Consider the following 14,402-nt stretch of genomic DNA (forward strand, 5'->3'; position numbering starts at 1 on the left):
GACCTCGATCAGGCCTCAAGAAGCGTTTTATTTCAATAGTTTAATTGAACACCATCGCATACGAACCACACAACGATGCCTGTTGACGCACTGAGGGCCAGACGCAGAGCAAACACAGGACCAATCAGCGCTCGGCTGTGACAACAGGACCGCAGAAAGAAAAACGCCTGCCGCACAGAGATGCGACAGGCGTTGTGTTTGTGGTTGAGATGGGCACCGGGGCACCCAGCCCAGAGATTACTGGATCATCGTCAACAGCTGGTCCAGCGATGCCTTGGCATCACCATAGAACATGCGGGTGTTGTCCTTGAAGAACAGCGGGTTTTCGATGCCGGAGTATCCGGTCCCTTGACCACGCTTGGACACGAACACCTGTTTCGCCTTCCAGCATTCCAGAACCGGCATACCGGCGATGGGGCTGTTGGGGTCTTCCTGGGCTGCCGGGTTCACGATGTCGTTCGACCCGATCACGATGGCCACATCTGTCGATGGGAAATCATCGTTGATCTCGTCCATTTCCATCACGATGTCATAGGGCACCTTGGCTTCGGCCAGCAGCACGTTCATGTGGCCTGGCAGACGTCCAGCGACCGGGTGGATCGCAAAACGCACCTCTTTGCCCTTGGCGCGCAGACGACGGGTCAGTTCGGCCACGTTCTGTTGTGCCTGTGCCACGGCCATGCCGTAACCGGGGATGATGATGACGCTGTCGGCCTCTTCCAAAGCGGTGGCAACACCGTCTGCGTCGATGGCGATCTGTTCGCCTTCGACTTCCATTGCCGGACCAGCAGTACCGCCAAAGCCGCCCAGGATCACGCTGATGAACGACCGGTTCATCGCCTTGCACATGATATAGGACAGGATCGCACCTGACGAACCAACCAACGCGCCGACCACGATCAGCAGATCATTGCCCAGCGAGAAGCCAATCGCCGCCGCCGCCCAGCCGGAATAGCTGTTCAGCATCGACACAACCACCGGCATGTCAGCCCCACCGATACCCATGATCAGGTGATAACCGATGAACAGCGCCGCCAGGGTCATGATCGCCAGCGGCAGGAACCCACCGGTGCTGAAGTACCAGATCAGGCAGAGCACCGAAATCGCCGCAGCACCCGCATTCAGCATATGACCGCCGGGCAGCTTGGTTGCCGCGGACGACAGTTTGCCAGCCAGCTTGCCATAGGCCACGACAGATCCGGTAAAGGTCACCGCGCCGATAAAGATACCCAGGAACAGTTCAACCCGCAGAATGCTGACCTCGACCGAGGATTTATGCGCCAGAAGCGCCGCAAACCCTTCGAGCCCTTCACGGGCGTCGTGATCCATTGCCAGCACATTGCCCAGCTCGATGTGGGCGATCAGGCCGACAAAGACAGCCGCCAGACCCACCAGAGAGTGCATGGCTGCGACCAGTTCCGGCATTTGCGTCATCTGGACACGGGTTGCCAGTTGATAGCCGATGACACCGCCCGCCGGGATCAGCAGGATCGACAGCCACCACAGACCGGCACCGGGGCCGATCAGGGTTGCAAACACCGCCAGGCCCATGCCGACAATGCCATACCACACAGCGCGCTTCGCGCTTTCCTGACCGGACAGACCGCCAAGGGACAGGATGAAGAGAACAGCCGCAACGACATAGGCGGCAGTTGTAAAGCCAAAATCCATAACCACGGCCTCCTTAAGATTTCTGGAACATGGCAAGCATGCGCCGTGTTACGAGGAACCCACCAAAGATGTTGATCCCGGCCATGAACACCGAAAGCGCCGCCAGCAGGATCACCAGGAACGACCCGGACCCGATCTGCATCAAGGCACCCAGAATGATGATCGATGAAATCGCATTGGTCACGGCCATCAGCGGCGTGTGCAGGCTGTGCGCCACCCCCCAGATCACCTGGAAGCCGATGAACACCGACAGAACGAACACGATGAAATGCTGCATAAAGCTGGCCGGAGCCACCAGGCCAACACCCAACAGCAACAGGCCACCCACCGCCAGCAGGGTCACCTGCTGTTTGGTCTGGGCCTTGAATTCGGCCACTTCGGCGGCGCGTTTTTCCTCGGGCGTCAGCTCGGGCACCACCTCTTTGGGCTTGGCCGCGATGGCTGCCACTTTTGGCGGGGGTGGTGGAAAGGTGATTTCATGGTTGAAGGTCACCGTGGCCCCACGGATCACATCGTCTTCCATGTCGTGATTGATCTGACCGTCCTTTTCGGGGGTCAGGTCCGTCATCATGTGGCGGATGTTGGTGGCATAAAGCGTCGAAGCCTGCGCCGCCATGCGGGACGGGAAATCGGTGTAACCGACGATGGTCACGCCATTGTCGGTGACGATCTTTTCGTCCATCACGGTCAGCTTGCAGTTGCCACCTTTTTCCGCCGCCAGGTCAACGATGACCGAGCCGGGCTTCATCGCTGCGACCATGTCTTCGGTCCACAGCTCGGGGGCTTCGCGGTTGGGGATCAGCGCCGTGGTGATGACGATGTCCACCTCAGGAGCCAGTTCACGGAACTTGGCCAACTGGGCCTCGCGGAACTCGGGGCTGGAAACAGAAGCGTAACCACCAGTGGCCGCACCATCCTGTTGTTCTTCTTCGAAATCCAGGTACACAAACTCGGCACCCATGGATTCGACCTGCTCGGCCACTTCGGGGCGCACGTCGAACGCGTATGTGATCGCGCCCAAGGACGTCGAAGTCCCAATCGCGGCCAGACCGGCCACGCCGGCACCGACAACCAGAACCTTGGCAGGCGGCACTTTACCAGCAGCAGTGATCTGCCCGGTAAAGAAACGGCCAAAGTTGTTGCCCGCCTCGATCACGGCGCGATAGCCGGCGATGTTGGCCATCGACGACAGCGCGTCCATTTTCTGCGCCCGCGAAATACGTGGCACCATCTCCATGGCAATGACGTTGGCACCCTTGGTCTTGGCCAGTTCCATGCCTTCTTCGTTCCCGGCCGGGTTGAAGAATGAGATCAGTGTCTTGCCCGCGGTCAACCGCTTCAGCTCGGTCGTGTCCGGCTGACGCACCTTGGCGACGATGTCGACAGATTTCCAAAGCGCAGCAGGCGTTTTGATGATCTCGACACCGGCTGCTTCGTATGTGGCGTCCGAAAATCCGGCAGCTGCACCAGCCCCGGTTTCAATCGCACATTCAAAGCCAAGCTTTTGCAATTGCTTTGCAGAATCCGGCGTCATCCCAACGCGGTTCTCACCTGCAAAGATTTCCTTTGGCGTTCCTATTTTCACCCTATGAGTCCCCCTCGATATGGTCGCATTCTGCGCTGCAGCGCACATTCTGCAAATTTTTCACCTAAACTGAGCAATTATGATGCGCAAGCAAAATGACGCATCAACGCTTCCTTATGCCGCAAATGGATCACACCCAACGTCTCACTTTTTGCTCATATCGCGCCCAATCCATCCGAAATGTCCGGCGCATCCGGTTTTCTTCGGGAATGACAAAGCGTTTTTCCAGCACCCACAACAGGATTGGCACCAGCGGCAGGCACAGAACCGCATCAAACCGCAGCACCAACCCGGCCAGGATCAGCACATCGCCCAGATAGATCGGATTGCGCGATCGGCTGAAAATCCCGGATTGCACAATGCGGCTGGGCGTTTCATGGGGCATGACTGTCGTTTTCTGACGGCGCATTTCATAGACTGCCAGCAGCATCAGCAAGACGCCGCCGCCAACCAACAGGCCGCCAACGAAATCTGCCCCGACCTCGCCAAAGCTGAGCCCAAATGAAAATCGGGTCGATTGCAGCCAGGCAACCGCGATGCCTCCGGCCAACCAGACGGGTGGCAGATCAATCCAACGCTTCACTCTTCGACCCTCTCGAAATTGCCCGGACCGATTGGGCTGCTCATTGTCATGGCCGCTTTGTAACTCCATTTTGCCGACTTTCAAAAACGTAAAACGCGGCGGACACAGGAAAGGACAGCGTCCCGCCGTCCCTTCCGAAACCCAAGGGTTCATCCCGGTATTCGGGCCCATTCTGCATAAATGTTCGCCAATGCCCACGTATACTTAGGCACACATTAATTGATCATTGCCCGGGCCAGATCCCAGAGGTCATTCCCATTCCATTTCTTCGAACACGCGTCCCGCGTTCTTGGTGGCCAGCTCTTCAAAAGTATCGAGATTGCGCCATTGTTCCTGATCCACATAATACGCTTGGGACAGGTCACCTCCTGCGTCGATGTGGGCACCGATCTTGGCCCGCAAATCGGTGAGATAGTCCAATGTATAGCGGCGCACCTGCGGGAAATTGGTCGGGTGCCCATGTCCGGGGATCACATAGGTTGGCGCAATCGGTTCCAGCTTGTCCATCCAGGTTTCGATCCAGCAGCTGGTGCAGGTGTGGGGAAAGATCGGCAACATCCGTTCATGAAAGGCAATGTCCCCGGCAATCATGATCTCCCACGCGGGGATCCAGACCTGGGTATCACCGGGATCATGCGCCGGACCCAGGTGCAACACCTTGATCTCGACCCCGCCGATGGTCACGGCATACTCATCCTCAAATCTCAGGTTGGCGGGAACCACTCGGGTTCCTTCGGCCCGATCCTTGTTATACCCCCGCATTCCGGTGATGATCGCATCGCCGTTTTCCTCGACTTCGGTGATGGCATCCACATGGGCCAACACATCCACGCCCTGATCGCGCCAATACCCGTTGCCCAGTATGGCGTGCCCCTGCCCGTTTTCGTTGACCACCAGAACCACAGGCTGATCAGTCAGGGATTTGATCTCGTCATGCAGCGCGCGGGCCAACCGATCGGAAGCACCTGCGTTGATCACCACCACGCCCGCGTCAGTAATGACAAAGGACAGGTTGTTGTTATGCCCCGCATTTTCATAGGTCGGGGGCGCGGTCGCACCGATGGCGGAAAACACATGCGGGATGACTTCGACCGGCTTTGAATACAGTTCGGACTGGGGGTATTGATCGGCAATATCCTCGCTGGCGTGAATTGCCGGAGCAGTTGAGACGGCCATCAAGCTGGCGGCGACAAAATGGAATGGCTTCATGAAATGGGTCTCCCTCGGGTTTCCATTAAATTCACAGATATGAATAAGTATGTAAATAACCTCTTTTCGGATCGGCCACATTCGTGACCCAACGGTGCGGCTTGTCACACAGCGCCACGCCGATAGGGTCATGGTCAAACAGGAGGAACACGCCATGACCGAGACCAGCCCAAACAAGACCCTGAGTGGCAAACACGCCCTGGTGACGGGCGGTGGAACCGGCATTGGGCTGGCCATTGCCCGTGCGCTCGCGGATGAAGGGGCCCAGGTCACCATCACCGGGCGGCGTCTGGACGTGCTGCAAGAGGTCGCCACCCAAGGCCTGCACCCGATGACTATGGATGTGCGCAACGAAGCCGATGTGGTGGCCCAGACCCAGGCGGCTGTCGACGCCCGCGGCCCGGTTCAGGTCTGTGTGGCCAATGCCGGGATCGCGGTGGGGAAAACTGCGCAAAAGACCACGATGGATTTTTGGCGCGACATGATGGCGACCAACCTGGACGGCGCATTTCTGACCGTGCGCGAAAGCATGAAGTCCATGCTGACCACAGATTGGGGTCGGGTGATCAATGTGGCCTCGATCGCGGGCTTGCGCGGGCTCAAGGGGGGCACCTGTTATTCAGCCTCCAAACACGGGTTGATCGGGCTGACCCGGGCGCTGAGCGAGGAATACATGGGCACGCCCTATACGGTGAACGCGCTGTGCCCGGGGTATGTGGACACGCCCATCGTGGACCGCAACATCACGTCTATCGCGGAACGCGCAGGGATCAGCACCCTGGACGCGCTCAAGGTCATGACCGAGGCCAATCGGCACAAACGTCTGATTGCTCCGGAAGAAGTCGCCGCCGCCGCATTGTGGCTGGTGCGCCCAGGATCACAAAGCATCAACGGGCAATGCATTGAAATTGCCGGCGGTCAGACCTGATCCACCTGCCGGGGGTATGTCCCGCCGCTGGTTCAACTGTGTTGCCCCGTTCTCAGGCTGACACAGGCCGGATCAACGTCGCCAGATAGTCGCGGGTTTCCTGGGTCCATTCAGCCGGGTCTTCATTATGGGCCATCTGGGCGTGCAGCTCCATGAGCCGCCAGACTTCTTCCTGGGTTTCGGCCGTGACCGAGCCCGGACAGGCCTCCATACCTTCGCAATCGCGACAGGCATAAGTGAATGCGTTGGTCATCTGTCCCTCCCCTTCACTGAGACCCGACCATATCACATCAGAGATCAGAAACCGAATCCCGGCACTGATTGGAGCTGGTGATATCCCCCGCCCAAATGGGTGCCTCACATCAAGATACTTGATTGGACACATCAATTTCTTTTCGATACGTAATGAACATCACAAAGCTTCAGGCTTGAAGCATCCATCCGACACGAGGTTCCAGATGACCGATTTTGCCGCGACCAAGGCCCTGTTCCACCTGCCCGACGGCATGATCTATCTGGATGGCAACTCCCTGGGCCCGCTGCCGTTGGCCGCACGCGATCACGTGGGCAAGATGATGCAGGATGAATGGGGCGACATGCTGATCACCGGCTGGAACAAGGCCGGTTGGATGGCAAAGCCACAGGATCTGGGCGATCGGATCGGGCGTTTGATCGGGGCCGAACCGGGCCATGTGGTGATGGGCGATACCCTGTCGATCAAGGTCTATCAGGCCGTCGCCTCGGCGCTAGAGCTGAACCCGACGCGCAAGGTGGTGTTGTCGGACAACGGCAACTTCCCCACCGACCTCTATATGGTCGAAGGATTGTTGCGCTCGCTGGGCGAAGGGTACGAATTGCGCGTGGTAGACCCCGAAGCCGTGGCCGATGCCATCACCGATGAAATTGCCGTGTTGATGCTGACCGAGGTGGACTACCGCACCGGGCGCATGCACGACATGAAGGCGCTGACAGACCTGGCCCATGCACAAGGCGTGGTCACGGTCTGGGATCTGGCCCATTCCGCGGGGGCGTTGCCGGTGGATCTGGCCGGTTGCAACGCAGATTTTGCGGTGGGCTGTTCGTATAAATACCTCAATGGCGGCCCCGGCGCGCCCGCCTTCATCTATGTGGCCCCGCGTCATGCAGAAACCGTTCGCCCCGCCCTTTCGGGATGGCTGGGGCACGAGGCCCCCTTTGCCTTTGACCTGGACTACCGCCCCGGTGCCGGCATTGAACGGATGCGTGTTGGCACCCCTCCGGTGCTCCAGCTCACGGCGCTGGAAACCGCCATGGACATCTGGGACATGGCCGATATCCACGATGTCCGCGCCAAATCCATTGAACTGTGTGACCTGTTCATTGCCGAGGTCGAAGCAAGCTGTCCCCAGCTGACGCTGGCTTCGCCCCGGATAGGCACGCAACGCGGCAGCCAGGTGTCGTTCCGGTTCGCCGAAGGATACGCCGCCATGCAGGCGGTGATTGCCCGGGGCGTCATCGGGGATTTCCGCGCCCCCGACATCATGCGCTTTGGCTTTACCCCTCTGTACGTTGACGAGGCCGATGTACGCGCCGCTGTCGCAATCCTGGCCGATGTGATGAACAACGATTTGTGGGATCGTCCAGAATACAAGATCCGCTCAAAGGTTACCTGATGCAGGCAGCAGCCGCATTCAATCTGCCGCTGTGTCGCCCGGCCGGCTGGGTCGCCCTGTGGCGGCGGCTGGCCCAATGCGCCAATCTGAATAGGGGGTCCATCCTTTTTCCCGACATGTGATACAGTTGAGACAAAGGACGACCCAATGACCAAACCTTATGACCCCGCCGACGAAGGCGCCCAGATGAGCTTTGACGGGCGAATGGCCTATGGCGACTACCTGTCGCTGGATATGCTGCTGAACGCCCAGAAAACCTGGACCGACACCCATGATGAAATGCTGTTCATCATCCAGCACCAGACCTCCGAATTGTGGATGCGGCTGGCCATTCATGAACTGACCGCCGCCCGCGCCCATCTGATCGACGGACACTCCCGACAGGCGTTCAAGATGCTGGCCCGTGTGGCGCGAATTTTTGAACAGCTGAATTCGGCCTGGGATGTGCTGCGCACCATGACACCGTCGGATTACACGGCGTTCCGCGATGCCTTGGGGCAAAGCTCGGGTTTTCAATCCCATCAATACCGCCAGATCGAATTCATGCTGGGCAACCGGAACAAAGCCATGTTGCGCCCCCATGCGCATCGGGCGGATTTGGTGGAGTTGCTGGAAAACGAACTAGCGCAGCCGTCGCTGTATGATGTGGCGATCCGTGCCCTCTCCCAAAGTTTCGCGCTGCCGGATGCCGTTGTGAACCGGGATGTCTCCGAACCCTACGCACCCAGCCCCGAAGTGCAGGCCGCCTGGACCGAAGTGTACCGCGCGCCCGAAATCCATTGGGAGCTGTACGAGCTGGCCGAAAAGCTGGTGGATTTCGAGGATTATTTCCGCAGATGGCGGTTCAATCATGTGACCACCGTGGAACGGGTCATCGGGTTCAAACGTGGCACGGGTGGCACCGGTGGAGTCAGCTACCTGCGGCGGATGCTGGATGTCGAGCTGTTCCCGGAATTGTGGCACCTGCGCACCGAACTGTGATATCTCACCAACCATCGGGTCGCGTGTCTTAAACACCTCTGGTCTGCAAAATGCAGACCGACAGCGCCCTGTTCCAACGGTGCCCCGTTCTAATGGGGTACCAGACCTGCGCCGAACATCCGAGCCAACACCTGAATCGTCTTGGCGTAGGTTGCATAATCCGGGGCCGTCATCTTCACCCCTTTCAGCGCGGCACAGAAGGCCTTCGCAACATCCTGAGGCGGCTCCTCGAGTGTGATCAGACCGGATTTCTCCATCCCGGACAGCCAATTGGCATAGACATCTCGCAGTTGCCCCTCGCCGATCTCGACAATATCGGCCGCCACGCTGACGCCTGCGTCCAACAGCTCCATTCCGTGTGGCGACGCCATCATGGCTTCGGCTGCTTCGCCGCCTTGCGCCGCAAACGCCCGGGACAGCGCCTGGTTCGGCTCTGTATTTGCTTCCAGAATTTCGGCAACCGTCTGAACCGTATCCGCATAATAGGCTTCGACCAATGCACGGAAAATCGATTCCTTGTTCTTGAAATGCAGATACAGTGCCGGGCGCGACATGGCAGCGCCCCGGGCAATATCATCCATCGAAGTCTTTCGGTACCCGTAGGTCGAAAACGCCATCCATGCCGAAGTCAAAATGGCTTTCAGCTTGGGGTCGGAATCCAGATCTTTCATGAGCGTCGTTGTGACATTTTCCTTTGGTTTTGTCAATTGACATCCTGACACTTGTTACACATATTGTCCAGATCGTAACTCAGGAGAACATCATGCGTTCCAATCTGACAATCAACGGACGACCCCATACTGTCGATCTGCCCGACGACGTGCCCCTGCTGTGGGTTTTGCGCGATGAAGTTGGATTGACCGGAACCAAATTCGGATGCGGCGTTGCCGCCTGTGGGGCCTGCACCGTGCACATAGACGGCGTTGCGGTCCGGTCCTGTCAGGTCGCCCTGGGCGATGTGGATGGCGACATCACCACCATCGAAGGGGTGGGCACCCCTGACGCGCTGGCAACGATACAGGCGTCCTGGGTCAAGCATCAGGTGGCCCAATGCGGCTATTGCCAGTCGGGGCAGATCATGCAAGCGGCCAGCCTGCTGGCGGACAACCCCACCCCGTCGGATGCCGATATCGACGATGCCATGCAGGGCAACCTGTGTCGCTGCGGCACCTATCCCCGCATCCGCGCCGCGATCCATGACGCCGCCAAACAGATTCAGGAGGCCTGATCCATGTCCCGCATTGGAAAAATCGCCCGCCGTTCCTTTCTCATTGGCTCTGTCGCTCTTGTGGGGGGCGTTGCCTTTGGGGCCTGGTATGTCGGCCGTCCAGCGCCCAACCCGCTGACCCCGAAATCGGGCGAGGCAGCCTTTAACCCCTTTGTCATGATCTCGGACAGCCAGATCACCCTGATCGCACCCCGCGCCGAGATGGGCCAAGGCGTCAGCACCAGCTGGGCTGCGCTCATCGCCGAAGAACTGGATGTGGACCTGGATCAGGTCACGGTCCTGCACGGCCCTGCGGCCAAGGCATATTACAACAGCGCCCTGATGGGCGAGATGCTGCCGGGCAAAGGGTACGACACATCGAGCTTTCAACATGGCCTGGGTGACGCGCTGGGGCATGTAGGAAAGCTGTTCGACATGCAGGTCACCGGCGGGTCATCGTCGATGAAGGACGGCTATATCCGGATGCGACACGCCGGGGCAGCGGCGCGCGAAACCCTGAAAGAAGCCGCAGCCCGGCGTCTCGGGCTGACCCGCAGCCAGTTGAACACCGCGCAGGGCAAGGTCATTGCACCGGATGGCACTGAAATCGCCTATACAGACCTGGCCGCCGAAGCCGCCGGGTTGGAGCCGATCGAAAGCGATCTGCGCCCGGCGTCAGAGTGGACCCTGCTGGGCAACAGCCAGCCCCGCATCGACATGGTGCCAAAAGTCACCGGCACAGCCGAATTCGGCATTGACGTGCGCCTGCCGGGAATGAAATTCGCATCTGCCAAGGTAAACCCGCGATTGGGCGGCGGGATGAACGGCTTTGACGCCTCAAAAGCACAGGACATGCCCGGTGTCGAAAGGATCGTTGATCTGGGCGATGGGGTCGCGGTTGTAGCCAGCAACACCTGGCTGGCAATGCAGGCGCTGGAAGAGATCGCGTTTGATTGGGGCGACGCCCCCTATCCCGCAGAGAATGCGCAACTGTTCGAGACGATCGTCACAAGCTTTGACGACGAGCCAAATTCGACCATGCGCGATGATGGGGACGTCGATGCCGTTCCTGCCGGTGCCACCACCCTGACCGCCGAATATGTGCTGCCCTATCTGGCCCATGCCACCATGGAGCCCATGAACGCCACCGCGCTCTACTCCGGCGACAGGTTGCAACTGTGGTGCGGCAACCAGGCCCCGACCTTTCTGCAACAGAAATGCGCAGAAACCGCCGGTCTGGAAACCGACGCGGTCGAGGTCAATGTCACCTATCTGGGTGGCGGTTTCGGGCGGCGCAGCGAATTCGACTATGGCGTGATTGCCACCAAAGTGGCCCTGGCGATGCAGGGCACGCCTGTTCAGGTCACCTGGTCACGCGAAGAGGACATGCGCCACGACATGTATCGCCCCGGTGCCATCGCGCGTTTCAAAGGCGCGGTTCAGGACGGCAAGGCCATCGCCTTGGATGGGCAGATCGCGGCGCAGTCGGTTATGCAATCCAGCCTGATGCGGCTGATGGGCACGCCCGGTGGCGGCCCGGACAAGGTCCACGTCGAAGGCGCGTTCAACCAACCCTATGCCATCCCCAACTATCGCACCCGGGGGTATCTGACGCAGATGGATCTGCCCGTCGGAGCCTGGCGGTCGGTCGGCAATTCGTTCAACGGCTTTTTCACCGAAAGCTTTATCGACGAAATGGCCCATGCCGCCGGACGTGATCCGCTGGAGTTCCGGTTGGAGCTGGCCCGCGCCGAATGGGAACCTGCGGCACAGGTGTTGGAGGCCGTGCGCGACATGTCAGGTTGGACCGGCAAGACACCGGATGGCGTCGGACGCGGGGTGGCGATGACCTACAGCTTTGGCACCCCCGTCGCCGAAGTGATCGAAGTCGCGCAGGAGGCCGATGGCATCCGCCTGAAGCGCGCCTGGATCGCCGCTGATCTGGGTTTGACATTGGACCCCGACAACACCCGCGCCCAGATGTTTGGGGGCATGGCCTATGGCCTGTCCGCAGCCTGCTTTGGTGAAATCACCTTTGCCGATGGCGCAGTGGAACAGGGTAATTTCCCCGAATATGACGCCGTCCGGATGCACACCATGCCCGAGACCAAGGTCGCCCTGTTGCAAAATCAGGACCATATGGGCGGCGCGGGCGAACCCGGCACCCCTCCGGCCGCTCCGGCCCTGGCCAATGCCTTGTTCGACCTGACCGGCAAGCGCCCCCGCCGCCTGCCCTTGATGCATGACTTTGACCTTTTGGTCTGACGCCTGTCGCGACCTATGACCTTGGCGGCGGCCTGTCTGTGTGCAGGCCGTCGCATTTTGAACAATCGCAGCCGTGCAACCAGGATTGTTTCAAATTGTGGCGGCCTGCCACAAAGCTTTCTCATTCCGGACAGGGGCGCTCCGCATTCAGGCCCTGCTGATCCGATACCTGTAAATCCACAAGCGTACCTGCGGCCAAAAGCAGGTTGGAAACAGAGAGCGTTTTTCTCTGTCGGGATTGAGAGCACGTTATGCCAGACGGTTATCTAGTATCACTTGGGGCGGACCAGACCCTGACAAAGGCGGACGGCATCAGCGGTTCGCTGTTCACGTTTACCGAAGACACCAATCTGGGATCAGGCGAATGGGCCTGGTCCGGGACCTTCGGTTTCACCACCTATTACAACGAACTGGAAACCGGCGACTATATTCTCGCAACCAATGGCAACGTCTATTTTGTGCCCGATCTGGGCCCTGTTGGCACGCTGACGTCCGCTGAAACCGTAACAATCCCCTTCTATTCCGAACTTAACATCGTCACCGGTACCGACGGTGATGACGTCATCAACAACGGATATGTGGACGCCAACGGCAATGGCATCAACGACACGGCATCGAACGAAGATTTTGTGCTCGGGCTGGCTGGCAATGATGACATTCGCTCTGCCTCCGGAAATGATACGGTTTACGGCGGATCCGGCGACGACATCATCCGCGGCAATTCCGGCGACGATATCCTGTATGGGGACGGCCCCGGTTCGACGACGGAATCGCTGAACTGGTTTGCCGAAGGGACCGACGGAACCGATCTGAGCGATTTTACCCAGAACACCGGCGACATCGACGTTTCGGTCACCTTTACGGATGACGGCGACAACGACCCCGAATTCGTGGTGGAAACCACGGATCAGACCTATGTCGGCTCAGGTGAGCCATTTTCCGACCACTCGTCGCTCAACCTGTCTGGTCAGGGTTCCGGACCGACATCGACAACCACGTTCAACTTTTCCGCCAGCACAGGTGCGGACGTTCAGGACGAGGTGGAGAACGTCACCTTCCGGATCAATGACATCGACTTCTTCGCAGGCAACCACCGCGATATTCTGACCATCAATGCCTATGATGCAGACGGAAACCCGGTCGCGGTGGACATTACAATCGACGAATCCGGCGGCAGCCCGGGCACAGTCGTCGGCAACACGTTGACCGCCGGTGATTTCACCGGGAGCCAGTTGGACCAATCAGGGTCGGCCTTGATTGAAATCGCCGGGCCGGTGTCCCAGATCGAAGTCATCTACGAAAACGGCCAGGGGGGAAATCAGGCAATTTGGGTCAGCGATGTTTATTTTGACACGATCCCCAATATCGACGGCAATGACACGCTGAACGGCGGGACGGGCAACGACGAATTGTTCGGCATGGGCGGAGACGACGTCCTGGTTGGCGGCCGCGGCGCGGACGAGATGTCCGGTGGGGCGGGAAATGATACCCTGAACGTCGGCGAAGGCGACGACGCCGATGGCGGTGATGGCGACGATCTGTTTGTTCTGACCAACACCAACGACCCCGGATCCGCTGACATCACCATTGTCGGTGGCGAAGGCGACGAAACCGACGGCGATACGCTCGACTTCAACGGTTTGGCCGATCTGTCGACCTTGAATCTGACCACCAACACCCCGGATGAAAAAGCCGGTACCGTCGAGATGACAGACGGGTCTCTGGTGACGTTTTCAAACATCGAAAACATCATCTGCTTTACCCCCGGCACCTTGATTGCCACGGACAAGGGGCCACGCGCGATCGAAACGCTCGCACCCGGAGATTTGCTGGCTACCCGCGACAATGGCCTGCAACCTTTGCGCTGGATCGGCAGCCGACGGGTTCAGGCCAAGGGCAAGTTTGCACCAATCGAGATATCCACTGCAATTCTGCAAGATGCCAGCGCGCCGCTTTTGGTATCGCCACAGCATAGAATCCTGTGGACTGGGGCGCGCGCGCAGCTGTTATTCGGGGACCGCGAAGTGCTGGTCGCCGCCAAACATCTTTTGGGTCACGATGGGGTCCAAAAACGCGAAAGCAGCGCCGTTACCTATCTGCATCTGATGTTGGATCAACACGAAGTGATTTATGCCAACGGGGCCGCAACCGAAAGCTTTTATCCCGGCGACAGCGCCCTGACCGCGCTACGCGATCCCTGTCGCGAAGAGATGTTCAGCCTGTTCCCCGAATTGCGCAGCCACAAAGCCTCCTTTGGAGACACCGCCCGGATTTGCCTGAAACGCCACGAGGCACAATTGCTGGCGGCCTGAATGCGCCCG

General features: G+C 59.1%; 12 protein-coding genes. 6 read left to right on the plus strand and 6 right to left on the minus strand.

Features of this window, described 5'->3' with window-relative positions; translation table 11 throughout:
* Positions 1–237: 237 nt before the first annotated feature.
* The 4 genes from QEZ52_RS14710 to QEZ52_RS14725 form a co-directional block, all read right to left on the minus strand.
* Positions 238–1,671: an NAD(P)(+) transhydrogenase (Re/Si-specific) subunit beta gene (locus QEZ52_RS14710; RefSeq protein WP_406645170.1), complete on the minus strand. Its 1,434-nt coding sequence runs from the start codon at positions 1,669–1,671 to the stop codon at positions 238–240.
* Positions 1,672–1,684: 13 nt separating this feature from the next.
* Positions 1,685–3,256, minus strand: coding sequence for an NAD(P) transhydrogenase subunit alpha (locus QEZ52_RS14715; RefSeq protein WP_406645171.1), 1,572 nt, complete (start codon positions 3,254–3,256; stop codon positions 1,685–1,687).
* A 130-nt stretch (positions 3,257–3,386) separates the two neighbouring features.
* Entirely contained in the window at positions 3,387–3,839 is a 453-nt protein-coding gene (locus tag QEZ52_RS14720) for a methyltransferase family protein (protein ID WP_406645173.1), read from the minus strand.
* Between the two features lie 249 nt (positions 3,840–4,088).
* Entirely contained in the window at positions 4,089–5,048 is a 960-nt protein-coding gene (locus tag QEZ52_RS14725; protein ID WP_406645174.1) for an MBL fold metallo-hydrolase, read from the minus strand.
* Positions 5,049–5,202: 154 nt separating this feature from the next.
* Between QEZ52_RS14725 and QEZ52_RS14730 the strand changes: the two genes are divergently transcribed.
* On the plus strand, positions 5,203–5,976 hold the full coding sequence (locus QEZ52_RS14730; RefSeq protein ID WP_406645175.1) for an SDR family NAD(P)-dependent oxidoreductase: 774 nt from the start codon (positions 5,203–5,205) through the stop codon (positions 5,974–5,976).
* 52 nt (positions 5,977–6,028) lie between these two features.
* Here the strand turns inward: QEZ52_RS14730 and QEZ52_RS14735 are convergent, their stop codons facing one another.
* Positions 6,029–6,229: a DUF1059 domain-containing protein gene (locus QEZ52_RS14735; protein ID WP_406645176.1), complete on the minus strand. Its 201-nt coding sequence runs from the start codon at positions 6,227–6,229 to the stop codon at positions 6,029–6,031.
* 205 nt (positions 6,230–6,434) lie between these two features.
* Between QEZ52_RS14735 and kynU the strand changes: the two genes are divergently transcribed.
* Entirely contained in the window at positions 6,435–7,628 is a 1,194-nt protein-coding gene (kynU, locus tag QEZ52_RS14740; protein WP_406645178.1) for a kynureninase, read from the plus strand.
* Between the two features lie 147 nt (positions 7,629–7,775).
* Positions 7,776–8,609 carry a tryptophan 2,3-dioxygenase gene (gene kynA, locus QEZ52_RS14745; protein ID WP_406645179.1) on the plus strand — a complete coding sequence of 278 codons (834 nt, stop codon included), beginning with the start codon at positions 7,776–7,778 and terminating at the stop codon, positions 8,607–8,609.
* 89 nt (positions 8,610–8,698) lie between these two features.
* Here the strand turns inward: kynA and QEZ52_RS14750 are convergent, their stop codons facing one another.
* Complete coding sequence (locus QEZ52_RS14750; protein ID WP_406645181.1) at positions 8,699–9,316, minus strand: TetR/AcrR family transcriptional regulator; 618 nt, start codon at positions 9,314–9,316, stop codon at positions 8,699–8,701.
* A gap of 56 nt (positions 9,317–9,372) precedes the next feature.
* On the opposite strand from QEZ52_RS14750, the gene QEZ52_RS14755 reads away from it, so the two are divergent.
* From QEZ52_RS14755 to QEZ52_RS14765, 3 genes are all read left to right on the plus strand, one after another.
* Positions 9,373–9,837: a (2Fe-2S)-binding protein gene (locus tag QEZ52_RS14755; protein ID WP_406645182.1), complete on the plus strand. Its 465-nt coding sequence runs from the start codon at positions 9,373–9,375 to the stop codon at positions 9,835–9,837.
* A 3-nt stretch (positions 9,838–9,840) separates the two neighbouring features.
* The gene (locus tag QEZ52_RS14760) at positions 9,841–12,081 is read left to right on the plus strand and encodes a molybdopterin cofactor-binding domain-containing protein (protein WP_406645183.1); all 2,241 of its coding nucleotides are present in this window, start codon (positions 9,841–9,843) and stop codon (positions 12,079–12,081) included.
* 251 nt (positions 12,082–12,332) lie between these two features.
* A complete protein-coding gene (locus QEZ52_RS14765; protein ID WP_406645185.1) occupies positions 12,333–14,393 on the plus strand; it encodes a Hint domain-containing protein in 2,061 nt (686 codons plus the stop codon).
* Positions 14,394–14,402 lie beyond the last annotated feature (9 nt).

Origin of the sequence: Aliisedimentitalea scapharcae (genome assembly GCF_045277565.1) — a bacterium.
GTDB lineage: Bacteria > Pseudomonadota > Alphaproteobacteria > Rhodobacterales > Rhodobacteraceae > Aliisedimentitalea > Aliisedimentitalea scapharcae.